General features: G+C 65.8%; 20 protein-coding genes. 6 read left to right on the top strand and 14 right to left on the bottom strand.

What is annotated here, in order from left to right:
- Window positions 1-75: 75 nt before the first annotated feature.
- The 5 genes from sphantq_RS11555 to dapA form a co-directional block, all read right to left on the bottom strand.
- On the bottom strand, window positions 76-432 hold the full coding sequence (locus tag sphantq_RS11555; protein ID WP_066599520.1) for a response regulator: 357 nt from the start codon (window positions 430-432) through the stop codon (window positions 76-78).
- Between the two features lie 85 nt (window positions 433-517).
- On the bottom strand, window positions 518-2,902 hold the full coding sequence (locus tag sphantq_RS11550) for a hybrid sensor histidine kinase/response regulator (RefSeq protein WP_272798559.1): 2,385 nt from the start codon (window positions 2,900-2,902) through the stop codon (window positions 518-520).
- 70 nt (window positions 2,903-2,972) lie between these two features.
- Window positions 2,973-3,566, bottom strand: coding sequence for a DUF2062 domain-containing protein (locus sphantq_RS11545; RefSeq protein ID WP_066599516.1), 594 nt, complete (start codon window positions 3,564-3,566; stop codon window positions 2,973-2,975).
- Window positions 3,563-4,045 carry an SsrA-binding protein SmpB gene (gene smpB / locus sphantq_RS11540; protein WP_066599515.1) on the bottom strand — a complete coding sequence of 161 codons (483 nt, stop codon included), beginning with the start codon at window positions 4,043-4,045 and terminating at the stop codon, window positions 3,563-3,565. Before smpB ends, sphantq_RS11545 begins: the two co-directional genes overlap by 4 nt.
- 61 nt (window positions 4,046-4,106) lie before the next feature.
- Window positions 4,107-4,985 carry a 4-hydroxy-tetrahydrodipicolinate synthase gene (gene dapA / locus sphantq_RS11535; protein WP_066599514.1) on the bottom strand — a complete coding sequence of 293 codons (879 nt, stop codon included), beginning with the start codon at window positions 4,983-4,985 and terminating at the stop codon, window positions 4,107-4,109.
- A 147-nt stretch (window positions 4,986-5,132) separates the two neighbouring features.
- Here dapA and sphantq_RS11530 point away from each other — a divergent pair, with 147 nt between their 5' ends.
- Both sphantq_RS11530 and greB read left to right on the top strand, forming a co-directional pair.
- On the top strand, window positions 5,133-7,184 hold the full coding sequence (locus sphantq_RS11530) for a transglycosylase SLT domain-containing protein (RefSeq protein WP_443021558.1): 2,052 nt from the start codon (window positions 5,133-5,135) through the stop codon (window positions 7,182-7,184).
- Between the two features lie 191 nt (window positions 7,185-7,375).
- Window positions 7,376-7,861: a transcription elongation factor GreB gene (gene greB / locus sphantq_RS11525; RefSeq protein WP_066599510.1), complete on the top strand. Its 486-nt coding sequence runs from the start codon at window positions 7,376-7,378 to the stop codon at window positions 7,859-7,861.
- 149 nt (window positions 7,862-8,010) lie between these two features.
- On the opposite strand, the gene sphantq_RS11520 is transcribed toward greB, so the two are convergent.
- Window positions 8,011-8,880, bottom strand: coding sequence for a LysR family transcriptional regulator (locus tag sphantq_RS11520; RefSeq protein ID WP_066599508.1), 870 nt, complete (start codon window positions 8,878-8,880; stop codon window positions 8,011-8,013).
- A gap of 107 nt (window positions 8,881-8,987) precedes the next feature.
- On the opposite strand from sphantq_RS11520, the gene bla reads away from it, so the two are divergent.
- Window positions 8,988-9,869 carry a subclass B3 metallo-beta-lactamase gene (bla, locus tag sphantq_RS11515; protein WP_272798557.1) on the top strand — a complete coding sequence of 294 codons (882 nt, stop codon included), beginning with the start codon at window positions 8,988-8,990 and terminating at the stop codon, window positions 9,867-9,869.
- Between the two features lie 42 nt (window positions 9,870-9,911).
- Here the strand turns inward: bla and sphantq_RS11510 are convergent, their stop codons facing one another.
- The 4 genes from sphantq_RS11510 to aspS form a co-directional block, all read right to left on the bottom strand.
- The gene (locus sphantq_RS11510) at window positions 9,912-10,097 is read right to left on the bottom strand and encodes a hypothetical protein (RefSeq protein WP_066599506.1); all 186 of its coding nucleotides are present in this window, start codon (window positions 10,095-10,097) and stop codon (window positions 9,912-9,914) included.
- Between the two features lie 65 nt (window positions 10,098-10,162).
- Window positions 10,163-11,476 (bottom strand): methyl-accepting chemotaxis protein, encoded by a 1,314-nt coding sequence (locus sphantq_RS11505; protein ID WP_272798556.1) that lies wholly within the window; start codon window positions 11,474-11,476, stop codon window positions 10,163-10,165.
- Window positions 11,477-11,550: 74 nt separating this feature from the next.
- Window positions 11,551-12,333: a polyphosphate kinase 2 family protein gene (locus sphantq_RS11500; protein WP_066599502.1), complete on the bottom strand. Its 783-nt coding sequence runs from the start codon at window positions 12,331-12,333 to the stop codon at window positions 11,551-11,553.
- A 108-nt stretch (window positions 12,334-12,441) separates the two neighbouring features.
- On the bottom strand, window positions 12,442-14,226 hold the full coding sequence (aspS, locus tag sphantq_RS11495; RefSeq protein ID WP_272798555.1) for an aspartate--tRNA ligase: 1,785 nt from the start codon (window positions 14,224-14,226) through the stop codon (window positions 12,442-12,444).
- Window positions 14,227-14,353: 127 nt separating this feature from the next.
- On the opposite strand from aspS, the gene rnd reads away from it, so the two are divergent.
- From rnd to sphantq_RS11480, 3 genes are read left to right on the top strand one after another with little or no spacing between them, the layout of a single operon-like run.
- A complete protein-coding gene (gene rnd, locus sphantq_RS11490; protein ID WP_129925728.1) occupies window positions 14,354-15,520 on the top strand; it encodes a ribonuclease D in 1,167 nt (388 codons plus the stop codon).
- A gap of 10 nt (window positions 15,521-15,530) precedes the next feature.
- On the top strand, window positions 15,531-15,842 hold the full coding sequence (locus tag sphantq_RS11485; RefSeq protein WP_422932319.1) for an I78 family peptidase inhibitor: 312 nt from the start codon (window positions 15,531-15,533) through the stop codon (window positions 15,840-15,842).
- A gap of 35 nt (window positions 15,843-15,877) precedes the next feature.
- Window positions 15,878-16,261 (top strand): nuclear transport factor 2 family protein, encoded by a 384-nt coding sequence (locus tag sphantq_RS11480; RefSeq protein WP_129925653.1) that lies wholly within the window; start codon window positions 15,878-15,880, stop codon window positions 16,259-16,261.
- A gap of 16 nt (window positions 16,262-16,277) precedes the next feature.
- Here sphantq_RS11480 and sphantq_RS11475 read toward each other — a convergent pair whose 3' ends face one another.
- The 4 genes from sphantq_RS11475 to sphantq_RS11460 all read right to left on the bottom strand — a co-directional run bounded on the left by sphantq_RS11475 (window position 16,278) and on the right by sphantq_RS11460 (window position 20,157).
- Window positions 16,278-17,147, bottom strand: a complete 870-nt coding sequence (locus tag sphantq_RS11475; protein WP_066604810.1) for a class I SAM-dependent methyltransferase — start codon at window positions 17,145-17,147, stop codon at window positions 16,278-16,280.
- A gap of 1 nt (window position 17,148) precedes the next feature.
- On the bottom strand, window positions 17,149-18,549 hold the full coding sequence (thrC, locus tag sphantq_RS11470; RefSeq protein WP_272798554.1) for a threonine synthase: 1,401 nt from the start codon (window positions 18,547-18,549) through the stop codon (window positions 17,149-17,151).
- Between the two features lie 44 nt (window positions 18,550-18,593).
- Window positions 18,594-19,241, bottom strand: coding sequence for an SURF1 family cytochrome oxidase biogenesis protein (locus sphantq_RS11465; RefSeq protein WP_066599494.1), 648 nt, complete (start codon window positions 19,239-19,241; stop codon window positions 18,594-18,596).
- Between the two features lie 85 nt (window positions 19,242-19,326).
- Complete coding sequence (locus sphantq_RS11460; RefSeq protein ID WP_066599492.1) at window positions 19,327-20,157, bottom strand: cytochrome c oxidase subunit 3; 831 nt, start codon at window positions 20,155-20,157, stop codon at window positions 19,327-19,329.
- Between the last annotated feature and the right edge of the window lie 40 nt (window positions 20,158-20,197).

Here is a 20,197-nt window from a genome sequence, read left to right as displayed (position 1 = left end):
GATGATGTATCCTGTTTGTTCTTAAAGAACAAGAGGGGAACGGAAATTTCCTATCCCGCCGCAATCCAGCCAAGCTTATGCGCCCAAAACCTTGCCCAAGGCACGCTCGACCGCCCCGATGGTGAAAGGCTTGGCCAGGGTCGGCCGATCGGCGTGGCTGGGCGGCAGATCATCGGCCATGCCGCCGGTCGCGAAGATGAAGGGAATGTCCATCTCCACCAGGATATCAGCCACAGGCCAGCTTTTTTCACCCTGGAGATTGCAGTCGACCAGCGCCGCGTCGAACCCGCCCTCGCGCGCATGGGCGCAGGCTTCGTCGACGGAGGCCGCAACGGCGTGCAGCCGATAACCCAGCGCGTCGAGATAATCCTCCAGCATCATGCCGATCATCGCTTCATCTTCGACAATCAATATGCTCTTGCCGTCCGACATGCTGCGTAATCCCCGTTGATGCAGCCGACTCGCTAACCGATCACCACCCACTTGCCCAGCATATTCACCTTGATCCCGCGCAAGGTCATTTTGGCGCCGGATGCATGGCCAGCGCGTCGCGTGCGGCCTCCGCCAACTGGCTGACCGAGAAAGGCTTTGGCAGGAAGGCGACATTGGCGATGTCGATCGATTTGCGCAGCTGTTCCTCGGCATAGCCCGACATGAACAGCACCGGCAGGTCGGGATAGGCGCGGCGGGCCTGGGCGACCATCGCGGGGCCGTCCATATTGGGCATGACGACGTCGGAGATGAGCAGGTCGATCTTCTCCGGGCCGTTCAGCACCTCCAGCCCCTGTTCGCCGTCATTGGCGGTCAGCACCTTATAGCCCTGCCGCGTCAGCGCGCGCTCGGCGACGGCGCGGACCATATCTTCGTCCTCCACCAGCAGCACGGTGCCGGTGCCCCAGGTTTCGGGGCGGGGCGCGGGCGCCTTCACCGGGGCCGGCTGCTGCGCGTCGGCGCCGGCATAGACCGGCAGGTAGATGACGAAGCTGGCGCCGCGGCCCAGTTCGGATTCGGCGAAGATATAGCCGCCCGACTGTTTGACGATGCCATAGACGGTGGAGAGGCCCAGCCCCGTGCCCTTGCCCAGTTCCTTGGTGGTGAAGAAGGGTTCGAAGATCTTCGCAAGAATGTCTGGCGGAATGCCAAGGCCGGTGTCGGACACGCGCAGCGCGGTGTAATCGCCCACCGGCAATATCTGCTGGCGCATTTCCCGCACCTTGATCGCGGGCACGGCGTAGGTCTGGATATTGACGGTGCCGCCTTCGGGCATGGCGTCGCGGGCGTTGACCGCCAGATTGACGATCACCTGTTCCAACTGGCCCGGATCGGCGCGGATTGCGCCCAGATTGCGGCCATGGGTGACGTCCAGCTTCACATTTTCGCCCAGCAGGCGCTTGAGCAGATTGGAGACGTCGGCGACGATATCGGGCAACTGCAATATCTGCGGCCGCAACGTCTGCTGGCGCGAAAAGGCGAGCAGTTGGCGGGTCAGGCCCGCGGCGCGATTGCTGTTCGACTTGATCTGCTGGATATCGTCATAGTCGCTGTCGCCCGGCGTATGGCGCATCAGCATCAGGTCGCAATGGCCGATGATGGCGGTCAGGATATTGTTGAAATCATGCGCGACGCCGCCGGCGAGCTGGCCGATCGCCTGCATCTTGGTCGCCTGCGCGACCTGACGCTTGAGCTTGGATTCCTCGCTATTGTCCTTGAGGCTGAGCAGCACCGCCGCTTCGCCCAGACCGCGAACCCCCGCCAGACTGAGCGCGATCGGATCGTCGGGCGTGTCGCGCATCCGCACCGCGATGTCGCCGGACATTTGCGGGCCGACGGCGAAGCGGCGCACCGCGTCGGCGACCGCCGCCTGATCCTCCCGCACGACCAGATCGCCGGGATAACTGGGCTTGTCGCCAGACTTCAATCCCGCGACCCGCGCAAAGGCGTTGTTGACGAACAGGACGCGCCCGTCCCGATCGGCCATGGCGAGGCCGAAGGGCAGCAGCGACAACAGGGTTTCGATATAGGACAGCGCGGACGTGCCGCCGCCGCCCGCCGGCTCGTCGATCAACAGGAGGAGCATCGGCCCATCCTGCATCGACGCTTGCGCGCCATTGGGCTGGGCCGCGCGCTTCAACGGCACCTGGAGCAGGCGCAGCGGCAGGCCGCCCTGCTCCTCGCGCGCCAGGAACAGCCGTCCCTTGTCGTCCACCCGCATATGGGTGGCGAAATCGCGCCCGACGATATTGGCGTCGATCCGCCCAGCGGCACGCAGCAGGAAGGCGCCATTGGCGGCGCGGATGCGCCCCTCCCCGCCGATCAGCACCGCCATGATGCCTGCTTCGCCAAGCTGGCGGCCCGCTTCCCCGGTGAGGAAGCGGTTGACGTCATCGAGCGCGCTGGGCTGCCGCACCGGCGAAAAGCGCCAGAGCAGATAATCTTCCGACCGGCCGGTGCGGGCGACATCGACGTCGAGGCGCAGCGCGCCCTGCGCCACGCCCTCATGCCTGGCCTCGCCATCGCGCCAGGCGGCGCGGGCGGCGGCGGAGAGGGCGTCGTTGAGCGCCGCGTCGGCAGTGACGCCGGGCGGGGTCGGGTAGCCGGGAAACCATTCGCCGAACAGGTCGCTGGCGCAGACCAGCCGTCCGCCCCGGTCGGTGACGGCGATCGCCATGCTCGACGCATCGGCCGCGGCGCGGGCCACGGTCCAGTCGGGCGTAGCCTCCCGGTCCGAAATCTGCGGCGGATAGAGATGCTGATACCAGGTCAGCAGCGCTGCTGCGGTCAGGATCGTCGCGGCGAAACCGGCGGCGAGCGGCCAGCTGCCCACCGCGTAGAGGACGAGCGCGGCGGAGGCCAGGGCGGCGAGGATCAGCAGCGGCAGCGCCAAGCGCGAGCGCGGCTGCATCAGCCAAGCCTCTTCACCTCTTTTCAACCCGACACCTCTGACACGAAACTGGACCTGAATGTTCCGCCGATCAGACGCCGGCGGCCTTCTCCAATGCGCCGCTTTGATGGACCTTGCCAATCCTCAATTTGCGCGCCTGCCATTTCCGCCCCATGCGGCGGCGCCAGAACCAGTCTGCGATGACATAGCCGATGACGGCGCTGGCGAGCGAGATCAGGAAGAGGCCGAGCAGCATCGCGGGCGCCGCTTCGGACAGGAGCCATGTGGTCCACTGACTGACGGTGGCATGGCCATCGACCAGCGCCATGAAGCCGGTCGCGTCGGCGCTGCGGCCCAGCATCCAGTTGCCCAGCCAGACCGACACCATCAGGATCAGCGGCGTGGTGGCGGGATTGGAGAGGAAAGTCATCGCGGCGGCGACCGGGATATTGGCGCGGAACGGCAGCGCCAGCAACGCCGCGCCGGCGATCTGCACGCCGGGGATCAGCAGGAAGATGCCAACGAACAGGCCCAGCGCCACGCCGCGCGGCACCGACCGGCGGGTGAAGCGCCAGAGCGAGGGTTCCAACACGCGATGGGCGACGGGGGCCAGGACGCGGCTCTGTTCCAGCGATTCGCGGGTCGGGCAATTGGCGTGCCACCAGCGGGTCAGGCGGCTCATCAGCCCTTGTCCCGCATGATGCGCTGCTGGTCGCGCTTCCAGTCACGATCCTTGATCGTCTCGCGCTTGTCGTGATTCTGCTTGCCCTTGGCCAGCGCCAGCTCGATCTTGGCGCGGCCGGTGCTGTTGAAATAGATCATCAGCGGCACCAAAGTCATGCCCTTGCGCGACACGGCGCTGTGCATCTTCTCGATCTCGCGCTCGTGCAGCAACAGCTTGCGCGGCCGCTTGGGCTCGTGATTCTCGCGGTTGCCATGGCTATATTCGGGGATGTTGCTGTTCACCAGAAACACCTGGTTGCCCTTCACCTCGGCATAGCTTTCGGCGATATTGCCCTCGCCCCCGCGCAGGGCCTTCACCTCGGTCCCCTGCAGGGCGATGCCGGCCTCGAACACGTCCTCGATGAAATAGTCGAAGCGCGCGCGCCGGTTTTCGGCGACGATCTTCTTCTTGTCGAAGGTTGCGGGACGGGGGCGGGCCATGACTGTCTAACTACTCATTTCATCAAAGGGGGCCACATCATATGGGCCACCAGCCGCAACTTTACACCAGGCCCGCAATTTCCAGCGCGCGATCGACCGCGGCCCGGCTCGATTCCGACGGCCAGGTGATCGGCAGGCGGACGTCGCTGGGCATATCTGCGCGAACGCGCGTGAGCGCATATTTAACCGGGCCGGGTGAAGAATCGCTGAACAGGGCGTCGTGCAGGGGATAGAGACGATCCTGCAACGCCAGGGCGCCATCCCAATCATGCGCTGCGCAGGCCGCCTGGAAATCGGCGCACAGACGCGGCGCGACATTGGCGGTGACGCTGATGCACCCCTTGCCGCCCATCGCGTTGAAACCCAGCGCCGTTTCGTCATTGCCCGAAAGCTGGCAGAAGTCGGGACCGCAAGCCAGCCGCTGGGCGGTGACCCGCCCCAGATTTCCGGTCGCGTCCTTGATCCCGACGATCGACTGATATTCCTCGGCCAGACGATACATGACCGGCACGCCGATGTCGGTGATGGTGCGGCCGGGCACGTTATAGAGGACGATCGGCAGGTCGCAGCGTTCGGCCAGCCAGGCGAAATGCTGATAGACGCCATCCTGATTAGGCTTGTTATAATAAGGCGCGACGACCAGCGCGGCGTTCGCGCCAGCGCCCTGCGCCGCATACATATGTTCCAGCGCGATTCGGGTGTCGTTGGACCCGCAACCCGCGATCACCGGCACGCGCCCGGCGGCCTGATCGACGCAGATGGCGATAACGCGATTATGCTCCTCGACCGTCATCGTGGCGCTTTCGCCGGTGGTGCCGCAGGGGACGAGCGCGCTGGATCCTTCCGCTATCTGCCAGTCCACCAGCGCGCGAAACGCCGCCTCATCGACCAGCCCGTCGCGAAACGGGGTCACCAGAGCCGGAATCGAGCCCGAAAACATGATTAAACTCCTTCAAATCTCCGGGCGGCCGGGGCATGATCATTCGAGCCGGGCGCTATAGCGCGTCATTCAGGGCCTGATAAGGATGCAATTGCGATTATGTCCAGCATGCGCGCCACAACCCATGTCGAAAGTTATCTGATCCGCATGCCCATCATCGCCCTGTTGCTCATGACCGCCGGCGCCGGCGCCCAGACCGAGACGGTCCAGCGCGTGCCGCCCGAATATCCGACGCAGGGGCCGGTCGTGCAGCCGCTGCCCGCGCAGGACGGTCAGGGGTTAGGGGGCCCCAGCCCCTGGCAACAGGCGCAGGGCCGGATCGGCGTGGCGCAGGATGGCGGCATCGCAAGCACGATCAGCCAGTGGCGCGCGCTGCAACAGAGCGATGGCCTGGGCTTTTCCACCTATGCCAGCTTCATCGTCGCCAATCCCGGCTGGCCGGGCGAGGACCGAATGCGGCGGCTGGCGGAGACGGGGATCAATCCCGACAGTTTCGATCCCAGCCAGGTGGCGGGCTTCTTCGCACGCTTCCCGGCGCGCACCGCGACCGGTCATGCCCGCAACGCCGTGGCGCTGATGCAGCTCGGCCGGATGGACGAAGCCCGGATCGCCGCCCGCAACGCCTGGGTCGGCGGATCGCTCAGCCCCACCGACGAGGCGCGGCTGCTGTCGCTGTTCGGCTCCACCCTGACGCCCGCGGATCATGACCAGCGCGCCGATGCGCTGCTCTGGGCCAATGACAGCAATGGCGCGGCGCGGATGATCGCCTATGTCAGTCCCGCCCGGCGGCCGGTGTTCCAGGCGCGAATCGCGTTCCGGCGCAAGGCGCCCGACGCGGCGATGCTGATGCAAGCGGCCGAAGCCATGGGCGCAAGCGATGCGGGCTTCATCGCCGACAAGGCGGTGTGGTTGCGCGACAGCGGCAATTGGGTCGCGGCACGGCAATATCTGGCGAACCGCAACGCCGTCACCTACCGGCCGAGCAAGCCGGAGGAATTTTACGAAGTCCTGCTGGGGCAAGCCCGCGCCGCCGCCAACGACAGCCAGTGGAGCTTCGCCTACGGCATCGCCAGCAAGATCGACGATGCGGTGCCGCCCGGCGCAGACGTCAGCGACCAACCGATCGGCGTGCGCGACGATTATACCAGCCTGGCCTGGCTGGCGGGCAGCACCGCCTTCTACAACCTCAATCGCCCGACCGACGCGGTGACGATGTTCCGCCGCTATGCCGATGCGGCCAAATCGCCCCAGACCAAGTCAAAGGGCTATTATTGGGCCGGTCGCGCCGCGCTCCAGTCCGGTGACGCGGCCAGCGCCAACAGCTATTTCAATCAGGCGGGCGTCTATCCCGACCAGTTTTACGGGCAACTGGCGCTGGAGCGGCTGGGCCGAACGATCCCCGCCCCCGCCACGGTCGAGCGGCCGGTGCCGATTTCTGCGGCCGAGCGCGCCGCGTTCGACAATCGGACGGTGGTGCGCGCGGTGCAGGCGCTGGGCCAGATGGGTTATTGGGAGGATCAGAGCAAATTCGCCCGCGCCATCGCCAACAATGCCGATAGCGACACCGACCATTATCTGGCGGCCGAACTGGCGCAGAAGATCGGCCGTCCCGACATGGGCGTGATGGTCGGCCGCCGCGCCGTGTCCAGCGGCCTGAGCGGTTACGGCCAGAGCGCCTTCCCGCGCGTGCCCGTGCCGGCGCAAGCCCAATATAGCTGGACCATGATCCACGCCATCGCGCGGCAGGAAAGCCAGTTCGACAAGCAGATCGTGTCCCATGCGGGCGCTCGCGGCCTCATGCAGTTGATGCCCGGCACCGCGCGCGAGCAGGCGAGCAAGATGGGCATGAGCTACGCACCCGCCTCGCTGAACGATCCAAGTTACAACATCATGCTGGGGTCGGGCTATTTCCAGCGAATGCTGGACTATTATGGCGGCAGCTATCCGCTGGCGGTGGCGGCCTATAATGCCGGGCCGGGCAATGTGAACAAATGGGTCCGCGCCAATGGCGACCCGCGGATGCCGGGCGCGGACATGCTGCGCTGGATCGAGCAGATCCCGATTTTCGAGACGCGCAACTATGTGCAGCGCGTGCTGGAAAACGCCGTGGTCTATGAGGCGATGAACCCGGAGCGGGCGAAGTTCCGGGGGACCAATGCGGTGCTGAGCCGTTATCTGGGCAAGCAGACGCCGGGGTGATTTTTGGTTCGCGCGGAGACGCGGAGTCGCGGAGGGTTTTGAGGCCGCTGCGCGGCGGTTTCTTCGGCAGAAGGCCGCTCCCCAAAATCTCCGCGCCTGCGCGTCTCCGCGCCAATCCGTTTCTCTGCCATCTCTGCGCCTCTGCGCGAACAAAATTGCGCAACCACCCCGGCAACGGATAAGGCTGCGCCATGACCGTCCCCTATCCCAACTATATCTCGCCCGAAGGCTTCGCGAAGCTGCGCGCCGAATATGACCATTTGCTGGGCACCGAACGGCCGCGCATCGTCGAGGTGGTCAGTTGGGCCGCGGGCAATGGCGACCGCAGCGAGAATGGCGATTATCTCTATGGCCGCAAGCGGATGCGCGAGATCGATTTTCAGCTGAAACGCCTGTCGAAGAAGATGAAGGACGCCAAGGTCGTCGATGCCCGGCAACAGCCCGACAAGGGACGGGTCTATTTCGGCGCGACCGTCACCATCGCAGACGAGGACGACAATCACCGCACCGTCACCATCGTCGGCAATGACGAGACGGATGTGGACGCGGGGCGGATCGGCTGGGGATCGCCCATATCGCGCGCGCTGCGCGGGGCGGCGGTGGGCGACCTGCGCCGCGTGCGCCTGCCGGCGGGGGAGAAGGAATATGAGGTGATGGCGATCGCCTATCCCGCGTGATTGAGACAACAAGTTGGACAGTTGTGGCGGTTTTGCGCTTTTCGTGATTGTATGGAAGCAATCGGCTATTTCATGGTCGCCAGGCACGAATAGAGCATAGCGATCCCGTCAAACCATCCATTGCATTCTCTGCGCCTATGCGCGAACGATCAGACCCCGGCCGCGGCGATCAGCCAGCGCCGGAAATCCGCCATCGCTGGACTGTCCGGGCGCGACATCAGGCGGGTGAGCCAATAGCCGCCCAGATCGACCGCCGTGGCGAAGGGCTGGACCAGGCGACCGGCGCGCAGATCCGCGTCGAACATAGCGGGCGGGGCGAGGGCGACGCCCAGTCCGCGCAGGGCCGCCTGCACCATCAGGATCGAACTGTCGAACAGCGGCCCGCGCAGCGGCGGACAGAGGGCGCTGGCCGCCGCGAACCAGCGCGGCCATTCGTCGGCGCGATAGGAACGCAGCAGGGTTTCACGCGCGAGCGCGGCCGGATCGGGCAGGCGCGCTGCGACGTCAGGCGTGCAGAGCGGGGCGAGCGGCGCGCGCAGGACCGGGTCGGCATGGGTGCCATGCCAGGCGCCGTCGCCGAAGCGGATGGCGAGGTCCAGCCCCTCCCCCGCCAGATCGACGCGGTTGTTATTGGTCATGATGCGCAGATCGACATGGGGGCAGGCCCGTTCGAAATCCGCCAGCCGATCCAGCAGCCAGCCGGAGGCGAAGGTGCCGACGACGCCCAGATTGAGGATTTCGCGCGGGCGGCCGCCCTCGATCCGGTCCAGCGTCGCGCCGATCCGGTCGAGCGCGTCGCCCATGACCGGCAGCAGCGCGCGGCCTTCGTCGGTCAGCATCAGGCCGCGGGGCAGGCGGCGGAACAGCGGCGCGCCCAGTCGCGCCTCCAGCCCCGCCACCTGCTGGCTGACCGCGCCCTGGCTGACGCACAGTTCGATGGCGGCTTTGGTGAAGTTGAGATGGCGCGCCGACGCCTCGAAGGCGCGCAGGGCGTTCAGGGGCAGTTGAGCGCGGTCCATGGGGCAAGAGCCATAAGCCTGGCTCATGGCTCTGTCGAGAAATGTTGCTTTGCGAGCGGCCGTCCGACAGGGCAACTTCGCCTTCAAGAAGCAATGGAGGCAGGATCATGCGGAAAACGGTGGCATTCGCTATCAGCCTGGCTGGGATGGCGACCATGGGTGCGGGCGAACCCGGCGGCGCCGCATCACCGCCGGTCGCGCCCGATCATGCCAAGTGGATGGAACCGCAATCGCCCGCCAGACTCTACGGATCGACCTATCTGGTCGGGTTCGGCGACCTGAACGTCGCGATGATCCACACCAGCGCGGGGCTGATCCTGATCGATGGCGGCGTCCCGGAAGGGGTGCCGGAGATTGCGGCGCATCTCCGCCAGCTCGGCCTGTCGATCAAACAGGTGAAGCTGATCCTCTCCACCGAGCCCCATTATGACCATGCCGGCGGCATCGCCGGGCTGGCGCGGGACAGCGGCGCGACCGTGATCGCCAGCGCGGCCGGGGCGGCGGTGCTGCGGACGGGGGGCGGCGACCCCGACGATCCGCAGGCGGCGTGGCTGGATCGATTCCCCGGCGTCGCGAAGGTGCGGCGCGTGCGCGATGGGGAAGGGATCCGGCTGGGCGATACCGCGGTCACCGCCCATGCCACGCCAGGCCATACGCTGGGCAGCATGAGCTGGAGCTGGAAGAGTTGCGAGGGGAAGGATTGCCGGACGATCGTCTTCGGTTCCAGCCTCAATCCCATCGCGCCCGATGGCTGGCGCTTCGCCGATCCGGCGCACCGGCCGTTCGTCGACGCCTTTCGCACCAGCTTCGCGCGGGTGAAGGCGATGCGGTGCGACCTGCTGATCCCGTCCCACCCGGCCGACGACCAAGCCGACAGGCTGGCGCGACTGGCCAGGGCGCGCACGCCCAATCCGTTTCTCGATCCCCGCGCCTGCCGCGCCTATGCGCAGCGCGCGGAGGACGCGCTGGCGAAGAAGCTGGCGGAATAGAGACGCTCGAACTCCTGCGAAAACAGGAGCGCAACCGCTCTTTCATTCGTGCGGGCGCAGCGCCTGGTTGAGACTGTCGAGCACGGCATCGATCGGTTCGGTCACGGTGACGCTGCGCCCTTCGCCGAAGCGGATGCGGGTGCCGTTGCTGACCGAGGAAACGAAGGTGACCTGCGCAGGGTTGATCGCGGTCTGGGTGCGATCAGTGCCGACGAACATCACGAGCATGGCGTCCTCTCCTTATTATGGAACCATAGCCTAGCGCGTTTCGGCGTAGACGCCAGAGGGATCGTTCAGGCGGCGCGAATGGCCGCGATGAAGCCGCCCGCGCGCCGTTCCAGCCGATGCGCTTCGTCGGCCAGGGCGTCGGCGACGTTGCGCATCCCCCGCGCCGCCAGGACGGTGGCCTGGGCATTGTCGCTGATCTGGCGCGCGCCGGTGCGGATATGGGCGCTGGACGATCCCGCCTCCGCCACACTGTCCGCCATGGTCCGGCTGAAGAGACTCTGCCGCGCCACCGCCTCGAACACCGCCGCCGACAGCCGGTCGGCGCGGACCATGGTGGCGTCCATATGGGCGTGACCGGCCGCCACTTCGCCGATGGCGGCGCGGATATGGTCGATCCGCCCGGCTATGCCGGCGGCCGCGTCGCGGGTCTGCTGGGCAAGCGACTTCACCTCTCGCGCGACCACAGCGAAGCCCTGCCCCGCCTCCCCCGCACGCGCCGCCTCGATCCCCGCATTGAGCGCCAGCATGGCGGTCGCGCGAGCGATGCTGTCGATCAGCGCAATGACCTCGCCGATGCCGTCGGCCTCGACTCGCAGCGCCGTGCTGCGTTCGACCCCGGACCGGCTGCGCGCCGCCGCCTCCGCTATCGCTGCGCCCGCCGCCTGGGCCTCGGCCTCCATCGCCCGGAACAACTGCCCCAATTCCGCGCCGCCCGACGCCAGGTCGGCCAGCCGCTCGGCCGTCTGCGCCGCGGCGACGGCCATGGCGGCCGAATCGGCGCCGTCGCCTGCGGCCCGCTCCGCCGCCTGCCCCGCCAGCGCGGACAGCCGCTGCGCCATCGCCGCCATGTCGGCGATCATCGTGGCGATATCCTGACGGAAGGCGGCGCTTTCCTGCGTGATCTGCTCAACCCGCGCGGTCCGCGCCAGCGCCAGTCGCGCGTCGCGATCGGCCGCCAGCCGCAGCAGCAGCCCGCCGCCGAGCACGCCGCTATAGACGCCAGCGTCGGTGACGATCAACCCGTCGCAGCCCGCGCCCTGCGCCGCGAACAGATCGACCAGCGCCTCGACGCTGGCGGTGCGATCGACGGTGGCGCAGGGGCGGACATGATCGTCCAGCCGCCCGCCGAAACTGGGATTGCGCAGCAGCGCGTGACCGAAGGGGTTGAACAGGATACGGCGCATGTCGCGCTCGTAGATCGCGCCCACCGGCCGGTCGCGCGTATCCAGCACCGGCAGCAGGCGCAGCCCCGAATCGCGCTGGAACCAGTCAACCGCTTCACTGAGCGGCTGGCCCAGGCGGACGACCGGCGTCCGCTCCGCCAGGGGCAGACCGGGGACGACGGACGGATCGGGCATGGCGATGGGCGCAGCTAACATGGACAGCGGCTTAGACGGTCAATGGTAAATGCGCGGTTAGAATTTCATGACAATTTTGTTACAAGTAGCTGATTTCATTTGGATTTATAGCCAAATGCGTCCTGCGCCAGTTTGACCACGGCAGGGTCCGCATCGGGGAAATCCATCGGCACCAGCTTTTCCAGCCGATCGGCAACATAGGTCAGGGCCGCGATCCGGCCGGCCTTGCGGTGGTTATTGTCGATTACCTGCCAGGGGGCGTGCTTGCTGTCGGTTTTCTTGAACATGGCGTGCATCGCGTCGAGATAGTCGGCCCGCCGGGCGCGGTTGCGATAATCGTCCGCGCCGGTCTTCCACCGCTTCCACGGCGTATCGAGCCGCTGGGCGAGCTGTTCGTCCTGGGTTTCCTGGGTGATATGGACGAAGAGTTTGACGAAATTGACGCCATCCTGCGCCAGTTGCTTTTCGAAGGCGTTGATCTCGTCATAGCCGCGCTTCCAGTCGGCCTTGCTGCAAAAGCCCTCGACCCGCTCAACCAGCACGCGGCCGTACCAGCTACGGTCGAAAATGCCGATATTGCGGCTGGCGGGCAGGCGCGTCCAGAAGCGCCAGAGGAAATGATGGTCGCGCTCCTCCTCATTGGGGGCTGCGATCGGGTGGACCTGATAATAGCGCGGGTCCCAGTCGGCGCTCATCCGCTTGATAATGCCGCCCTTGCCCGCGGCGTCCCAGCCCTCCAGCAGGACGACGCTGCGCTTGCCGTGCAGGATGTGCGCGACCTGAATCTTGGCGAGGCGCCGCTGGACCGCTAGGAGGTCGGCGTCATAGTCGCCTTTATATTTCGCGCCCTTTTCGTAGTCGGCAAGGTCGATGGTCAATGCTCCACTCCCGTTCGGTTCGAGCTTGTCGAGAAACTTGTTCTCGATACGCCTTCTCGGCTTCGCTCGAAGGCTACTCGAACCGAACGGAACTGGAAAGTATAGGGATCAGGCCTTCGCCTGCGGCTCCACGACGCGGACATGGAGTTCGCGCAGCTGCTTGAATTCGGCGGCGCTGGGAGCGCCCATCAGCAGGTCTTCGGCGCGCTGGTTCATCGGGAACAGCGTGATTTCGCGCAGATTCTGCGCGCCGCACAGCAGCATCACGATGCGATCGACGCCCGCCGCCATGCCGCCATGGGGCGGCGCGCCGTACTGGAAGGCGCGGTAGAGGCCGCCGAAGCGATCCTCCACATCCTGCTGGCTGAGGCCCACCAGTTCGAACGCCTTGACCATCAGTTCGGGCGACTGGTTGCGGATCGAGCCGGAAGCGATTTCATAGCCGTTGCAGACCATGTCATATTGATAGGCGTTGATCGTCAGCGGGTCCTGATTGTTCAGCGCGTCCAGCCCGCCCTGCGGCATGGAGAAGGGATTGTGCGCGAAATCGACCGACTTGGTGTCTTCGTCATATTCGTAGAAGGGGAAGTCCACGATCCAGCACAGGTCGAAGCGGTCCTTGTCGATCAGGTCCAGCGTTTCGCCGACGCGGGTGCGCGCCAGGCCCGCCAGCTTGGCGGCCTGCGATTCCTTGCCCGCTGCGAAGAACACGCCGTCATTGGGGCCGAGGCCGAGCGCTGCGATCAGCTTGCCGGTCGCTTCCTCGCCGTGATTCTTGGCGATCGGGCCACCGGGAACGCCATCCTTGATGTTGATATAGCCAAGGCCCGAATAGCCCTCGCCCCGCGCCCAATTGTTCATCTCGTCGAAGAATTTGCGGCTGCCAGCCCCTGCGCCGGGCGCCGGGATCGCGCGGATCACGCTGCCGCTGTCGACCAGCGATGCGAAAATACCGAAGCCGGACCCCACGAAATGTTCGGTCACGTCGGTGATGAGGATGGGGTTGCGCAGGTCGGGCTTGTCGCTGCCGTACTTCAGCAGCGCCTCGGCGTGCGGGATGCGCGGGAAGCTGCCTGCCGGGGTGACGGGCTTGCCGTCGGCGAACTGTTCGAACACCTGGGCGATGACCGGCTCCATCGTGTTCCAGACATCTTCCTGGGTCACGAAGCTCATTTCGAGGTCGAGCTGGTAGAATTCGCCGGGCAGACGATCAGCGCGCGGATCTTCGTCGCGGAAGCAGGGGGCGATCTGGAAATAACGGTCGAAGCCCGCGACCATCAGCAACTGCTTATATTGCTGGGGCGCCTGCGGCAGGGCGTAGAATTTGCCAGCATGGATGCGGCTGGGCACCAGGAAGTCGCGCGCGCCTTCGGGGCTGCTCGCCGTCAGGATCGGCGTCGAATATTCGGTGAAGCCGATGCCTTCCATGCGGCGGCGCATGTCGGAGATGATCCTGGTCCGCTTGACGATATTGGCGTGCAGCGTTTCGCGGCGCAGGTCGAGGAAGCGATAGCGCAGGCGGATATCTTCGGGATATTCCTGCTCGCCCGCGACCGGCAGCGGCAGTTCGGCGGCGGTGGAAAGCACCGTCACGCTGTCGGCCACGATCTCGATCTCGCCGGTCGCCATGCGCGGGTTGATGGCTTCGGCGGCGCGGGCGACCACATGACCGTCGATCGTCACGACGGATTCGAGGCGGAGCGATTCCAGCGTACGGAGCGGATCGCTGTCGGCCTTCGCCACCACCTGCGTAATGCCATAATGATCGCGCAGATCGACGAACAAAACGCCGCCATGGTCGCGCTTGCGATGCACCCAGCCCGACACGCGGACCTCAGTGCCGACATCGGCCGTGGTCAGGGCGCCGCAGGTGTGGGTGCGATAGGCGTGCATGGCGTTTTGGTCTTTCAGCTTCGTTTTACGGAAATGACAAAGTGTTGCAGTCCCGCTATGGCCTATGCTGTCAAGCATTGACCAGTCCGCCGGACGCGGGCCAGCCCATAATAAGATCGAAGACCATATGCAAATTCATCCGCTGATTACCGACAGCAAGACGCTTTCCGATTTCTGCGCCCGCATCGCCAAATCGCCCTATATCGCCGTCGATACCGAGTTCATGCGGGAAAACAGCTATTGGCCCGAACTGTGTCTGGTCCAGGTTGCCGACCCGAACGAGGCCGCCGCGATCGATCCCAAGGCGCCCGGCATCGACCTGAAGCCCCTGCTCGACCTGATGTGCGAGAATGAGGATGTTCTGAAGGTCTTCCATGCCGGCGGGCAGGATATCGAGATCGTCCACAACCTGACCGGCAAGACGCCGCACCCGATGTTCGACACCCAGATCGCGGCGATGGCGCTGGGGCTGGGCGAGCAGATCGGTTACGGCAATCTGGTCGATGCGTGGATGGGCGTGGTGCTGGACAAGGGCGCGCGCTTTACCGATTGGGCGCGGCGGCCGCTGGACAAAAGGCAGATCGACTATGCGATCGGCGACGTCACTTACCTGATCCAGATCTTCCCCAAAATGCTGGAAGAATTGCGCAAGACCGGGCGCGGCGACTGGCTGGACCAGGAAATGGAGCGGATCAGCGATCCTTCCCATTATGAAAACGACCCGCAACAGGCGTGGCAGCGGGTGCGGATCGCCAGCAAGAAGGCAGACGTACTGGGACGGCTCAAGGCGCTGGCCGCCTGGCGCGAGATCGAGGCGCAGGACAAGAATCTGCCGCGCGGCCGCATCGTCAAGGACGAAACGCTGGCCGACATCGCCAGCCATCCGCCGCGCACCCAGGAAGAATTGGGCAAGGTGCGCGGACTGAGCGCGACCTGGCGGACCAACGATATCGGCGCGCGGCTGATGAACGCGCTGGCCAAGCACCAGCCGCTGGGCAAGGACGAGATGCCGGAGCGCGATCCCAAGCGGCCGGGGCTGGGCAAGGACGGCGCGCTGGTGGCCGACCTGCTCAAGCTGCTGCTGAAAATCCGCTCGCGCGACATCAATGTCGCGTCGCGGCTGATCGCGCGGACCGACGATATCGACGCGCTGGCCGCGGGCGTGCGCGAGGGGCTCTCGATATTGGAGGGCTGGCGTTATGAACAATTTGGCCGCGACGCGGTTGACCTGGTCGAAGGCCGCATGGCCTTTGCGGTCAAAAATGGCCGGTTGAAGATGACGCGCACGGAATAGGAGAGCGGCGATGAAGCGGGCTGGGCGGATGGTGATTGCAAGCCTGATGGCTCTGTCCCTGGTCGCGTGCGCCGGGGCGAACGGGCCGGGACCGGCCACCCCGCCCGTCAGCGCCGAAGGACCATGCCGCAATGATGGCCTGGACAGCTTCGTCGGACAGAAGGCGAGCGCCGAGGTTGGCGCGGCTTTGCTCAAGGCGTCGGGCGCGAAGACGTTGCGCTGGGGCGGACCGGGCATGGCGATGACCATGGATTACCGCGCCGATCGGCTGACCGTGAGTTATGACGCGGCGATGGCGATTATTTCGGCCCGTTGCGGGTAATCAAGCCACGTTCGCTTCGAGAGCTTTATCTGGAAATGACCCCCACCGCCGACCTCGCCATCCGCCTGGCGCGCGCGTCCTTCAACCGGGCGCTGGCCGAGGCGGATCTGACCGCCATCGGGCCGCTGCTGGCGATGGATGTCGTCATGGTGACGGGCACCGACAGCGCGGTCATTGCCGGACGCAAGGCGCAGTTGATGGCGTGGAAGCGCGAGTTCGCTGCCAAGCCGCGCATGATCTATACCCGCACGCCCGAAACCATCGTCGCGTCGCCCGTGGAGCCGATCGCGATGGAGCATGGCGTCTGGCAGGGCGTCGTGCATGGTGCAGCCCAAGCATCGGGGAGCTACAGCGCCAAATGGCGTGAAGTCGGCGGCGCTTGGGTGATCGAGGCGGAAATCTATCTGACGCTGGCCTGAGCCAACCGCACATAGCTTACCGTTTCCAGCGCGCCCAGATCGCCGTGGGCAGCGCGATGCCGCGCGCTTCTTCCCGCACAGCCAGTTCGCCCGCCTCCACCGTGCCGGGCAGGTCCGCGAAAGCCTGGCGCAGCAATTCGCCGATCGCCAGCGCCGACATGCGCACCGCATAAACGGTCAGGAACAGGAAACGGCTGTCCGCGTCCAGCAGCGCCCGGCAATTGGCGATCAGACCGGGCAGGTCTTCCTCCAGCCGCCACACTTCGCCGTCGGGACCGCGGCCATATTTGGGCGGGTCGAGCAATATGCCGTCATAGCGGCGATTGCGGCGTACTTCGCGGGCGACGAATTTGGCGGCGTCCTCCACGATCCAGCGGACCGGCTTGTCCGCCATGCCCGACAGGTCGGCATTGGCGCGGGCCTGCGCCACCGATTTCTTGGACGCATCGACATGGACCATGCGCGCGCCGCCGGCCGACAGGGCCAGCGTGCCGACACCGGTATAGCCGAACAGGTTCATGATCTCGGCATCGGGTTTATCCGCATAGGTGGCGCGCAGATCGTCCCAGATCGGCGCCATGTCGGGGAAGAAGCCGAGATGGCGGAACGGGGTGCAGCTCGACTGGAAGGTGACTTCGCGCCAGTGGAGCGGCCAGCCTTCGGCCGGGACCGGCTTTTCATAATACCAGCGGCCGCCGCCATCCTCGTCCGATCCGGGGATGAATTCGCCGTCGGCGCGCCAGTCGGTCGTCGCGGGCTTCCACATCGCCTGCGGTTCCGGGCGGATGAAGCGGAAGCGGCCATAGCGCTCCAGCTTCCGCCCGTCGCCGCTGTCGAGCAGGCCGTAGTCGGACCAGGGTTCGCCGATGAGGGTCTTGAGCTCCAACTTAGCCGCGCGGGGTCGCGCGTTCGGCGACATAAGCGGTGACCGCCTCGAACGTGCCGGGGAGCTTGGCGTAGCTTTCCTCGCGCGAGAACAGGTCGCCGACGCGCGCGGGGAGCGGCGGGCGGGTGCCGGTCGCGCGTTCGACGGCGTCGCGGAACTTGGCGGGGTGGGCGGTCGCCAGCGTGACAACCGGGATGTGCGCATCGATGCCCGCTTCGCGCGCGGCGGCGAGACCGATCGCGCTGTGCGGGTCGAGGATCTGGCCTGCGCCGTCATAGGCCCAGCGCATCGCCATCGTCATGCCGTCGGCATCGACGCGGGCGGAGCTGAACAGATGCGCCGCGCCTTCGCGCTGGGCGTTGGTCAGGCGCATCGCCTTGCTGGTTTCGAAGCCGCGCATCTGCTCCGCCAGCGCCAGGCCGTCGCGACCGCCGGCGTCGAACAGCAGCCGTTCGAAATTGGAACTGACCTGGATGTCCATGCTGGGGGTGGCGGTCGGCACGACCTGGCCCTGGCTATAATCGCCTTCGGACAAGGCGCGGTGCAGGATATCGTTGACGTTGGTGGCGACGATAAGCTTCGCGACGGGCAGGCCCATCTTCGCGGCCACATAGCCCGCGAACACGTCGCCGAAATTACCGGTGGGGACCGAGAAGGCGACTTCGCGTTCAGGCGCGCCAAGGCGAACGGCGGCGTAGAAATAATAGACGACCTGCGCCATCAGCCGCGCCCAGTTGATGCTGTTCACCGCCGACAGGTTGAAGCGGTTCTTGAAGGCGGCGTCGTTGAACATCGCCTTCACCAGCGCCTGCGCATCGTCGAAGCTGCCCTCGATCGCGATATTATAGACGTTGGGGGCCAGCACGGTGGTCATCTGGCGGCGCTGCACGTCCGACACCCGCCCTTCGGGATGGAGCATGAAGATGTCGATCTTTTCGCGGCCCGCCACCGCGTCGATCGCCGCCGACCCGGTGTCGCCCGACGTCGCCCCGACGATGGTCAAATGATCGTCGCGGCGCGAGAGGAAGCGTTCGAACAACTGGCCAAGCAGCTGGAGCGCGACATCCTTGAAGGCGAGCGTCGGGCCATGGAACAGTTCCAGCAGCCAATGCTGATGGTCGAGCTGAACCAGCGGGGTCACGGCCTGATGGCTGAAGCGGCCATAGGCGGCGGTGCAGAGTTCCCGCAGTTCGTATTCGCTGAGCGATCCCGCGACGAAGGGCGCCATGACCCGAACGGCGGTTTCGACATAGGAGAGGCCGGCAAGGGCGCTGATCTGATCGACGGTAAAGGCCGGCCAGCTGGTCGGCAGATACAGGCCGCCATCGGACGCGAGCCCCGCCAGCGTGACGTCTTCGAAACCGAGCGCGGGCGCGGTGCCCCTGGTGCTTTGATATTGCATAATGGGAAAGCGCGGTAACGATCCGCGCGCGCGGGAGCAAGCGTTTAGGAGGATTTCGGCCCGTTCCGGCGACGCAGCGCCAATATGTAGATGATGACCGCGACGCCAGCGAAGAAGAACCATTGCACCGCATAGGCGAGATGGTTGTTGGGGACGTCAGCGGCGCTGGGCGGCGCAGCGGCCTTGAGGCCCGCCGGGGCCTGGCGCGCGATCAGCATCGGGCGCAGGGGCGTCACCTTGCCGCCGATCCGCGATAGCAGGGCGCGGTGGTCCGGCTCCTCCGAAATCCAGCCTGATACCTGCCCGCCGGTCCAGTTCGGCTTGTCGTCGGGCTTTTGCCCCACGCCGATCGCGACCAGTGCGCCCGGTCCCTCCGCCCCGGTCGAACATTGCGCGATATGACGATAGCCGGTCGATCCGTCGGCGGCGCGACCCGCCTCGATCCGCCAGCCCACGACGCGCAGGCAATGGACCGACGAGGGGCGGAACAGGATGTCGGGCGCGACCGGCGGCAGCATCGGGAAGGCGACGGCGGAGCGGCCGGGATTGGCCGCGGCCAGCGCCAACGCCTGTTCCTTTTCACCGCGGCGCTGGAGTTGCCAGACGCCCAGCGCGATCATCGTCAGCACCGCGAGCGCGACGATGATCGTGGCGATCAGCGGGATTCGGGCGGGTGCGGGCTGATCGGTCATGGATATCCTTGTAGCGATCGACAGGGCAAAAGAAAACGGCCGGAGCATCGCCCCGGCCGTCTTGTCGTCAGTGACTGACGGTCGTTCAGCCGCCGTGGACCGGCGCGCCCCAGCCGCCCCACACATAGATGGCGACGAACAGGAACAGCCACACCACGTCGACGAAATGCCAGTACCAGGCGGCGGCTTCGAAGCCGAAATGCTGGCGCGGGGTGAAGTGGCCCTTATAGACGCGCACCAGATTGACGATCAGGAAGATCGTGCCGACGATGACGTGGAAGCCGTGGAAGCCGGTCGCCATGTAGAAACCCGAACTGTAGGGAGACCCGCCGAACGGGAACGGCGCATGGGCATATTCATAGGCCTGGATCGACGAGAAGAGCAGGCCGAGCAGGATCGTGCACCACAGGCCCTTTTTCAGGCCTTCGCGGTCGCCATGGATCAGCGCATGATGCGCCCAGGTGACGGTGGTGCCCGAGCAGAGCAGGATCAGCGTGTTGAGCAAGGGCAGTTCGAAGGCGTTCATCACCTCGATGCCCTTGGACGGGAACAGCCCTTCGATCGGCGCGAGCGCGCTGGGGAAGAGCGAGAAGTCGAAAAAGGCCCAGAACCAGCCGACGAAGAACATCACTTCCGACGCGATGAACAGGATCATGCCGTAGCGCAGGTGCAACTGCACCACCGGCGTATGGTCGCCGGCATGCGCTTCGGTGATCACATTGGCCCACCAGCTGTAGAAGGTGAACAGCACGCCGGCGACGCCGAGCAGGAAGACCCAGCCGCCGCCGGCCGGCATCGCGTCGGGATGCATCCACATGATCGCGCCAAATGCCATGACCAGCGCCGACATGGAGCCGAAGAGCGGCCAGATGCTGGGCGGAAGGATATGATAATCGTGGTTCTTGGCGCCTGCCATCGTCTCTTCCCTGTTCGCGGTTCGCGTTATCTGATGCTTG

The organism is Sphingobium sp. AntQ-1 (assembly GCF_028538045.1).
Classification (GTDB): domain Bacteria; phylum Pseudomonadota; class Alphaproteobacteria; order Sphingomonadales; family Sphingomonadaceae; genus Sphingobium; species Sphingobium cupriresistens.
Note: the sequence above shows the minus strand (reverse complement) of the source record. Positions and strands in the feature narration are given on the sequence as shown.

Excerpts from the sequence above, each read along its gene's own strand:
- sphantq_RS11555 (WP_066599520.1), bottom strand. The coding sequence starts at position 432 with ATGTCGGACGGCAAGAGCATATTGATTGTCGAAGATGAAGCGATGATC.
- sphantq_RS11550 (WP_272798559.1), bottom strand. The coding sequence starts at position 2,902 with ATGCAGCCGCGCTCGCGCTTGGCGCTGCCGCTGCTGATCCTCGCCGCC.
- smpB (WP_066599515.1), bottom strand. The coding sequence starts at position 4,045 with ATGGCCCGCCCCCGTCCCGCAACCTTCGACAAGAAGAAGATCGTCGCC.
- dapA (WP_066599514.1), bottom strand. The coding sequence starts at position 4,985 with ATGTTTTCGGGCTCGATTCCGGCTCTGGTGACCCCGTTTCGCGACGGG.
- sphantq_RS11530 (WP_443021558.1), top strand. The coding sequence starts at position 5,133 with ATGCCCATCATCGCCCTGTTGCTCATGACCGCCGGCGCCGGCGCCCAG.
- greB (WP_066599510.1), top strand. The coding sequence starts at position 7,376 with ATGACCGTCCCCTATCCCAACTATATCTCGCCCGAAGGCTTCGCGAAG.
- sphantq_RS11520 (WP_066599508.1), bottom strand. The coding sequence starts at position 8,880 with ATGGACCGCGCTCAACTGCCCCTGAACGCCCTGCGCGCCTTCGAGGCG.
- bla (WP_272798557.1), top strand. The coding sequence starts at position 8,988 with ATGCGGAAAACGGTGGCATTCGCTATCAGCCTGGCTGGGATGGCGACC.
- sphantq_RS11510 (WP_066599506.1), bottom strand. The coding sequence starts at position 10,097 with ATGCTCGTGATGTTCGTCGGCACTGATCGCACCCAGACCGCGATCAAC.
- sphantq_RS11505 (WP_272798556.1), bottom strand. The coding sequence starts at position 11,476 with ATGTTAGCTGCGCCCATCGCCATGCCCGATCCGTCCGTCGTCCCCGGT.
- aspS (WP_272798555.1), bottom strand. The coding sequence starts at position 14,226 with ATGCACGCCTATCGCACCCACACCTGCGGCGCCCTGACCACGGCCGAT.
- rnd (WP_129925728.1), top strand. The coding sequence starts at position 14,354 with ATGCAAATTCATCCGCTGATTACCGACAGCAAGACGCTTTCCGATTTC.
- sphantq_RS11485 (WP_422932319.1), top strand. The coding sequence starts at position 15,531 with ATGAAGCGGGCTGGGCGGATGGTGATTGCAAGCCTGATGGCTCTGTCC.
- sphantq_RS11480 (WP_129925653.1), top strand. The coding sequence starts at position 15,878 with ATGACCCCCACCGCCGACCTCGCCATCCGCCTGGCGCGCGCGTCCTTC.
- thrC (WP_272798554.1), bottom strand. The coding sequence starts at position 18,549 with ATGCAATATCAAAGCACCAGGGGCACCGCGCCCGCGCTCGGTTTCGAA.
- sphantq_RS11465 (WP_066599494.1), bottom strand. The coding sequence starts at position 19,241 with ATGACCGATCAGCCCGCACCCGCCCGAATCCCGCTGATCGCCACGATC.
- sphantq_RS11460 (WP_066599492.1), bottom strand. The coding sequence starts at position 20,157 with ATGGCAGGCGCCAAGAACCACGATTATCATATCCTTCCGCCCAGCATC.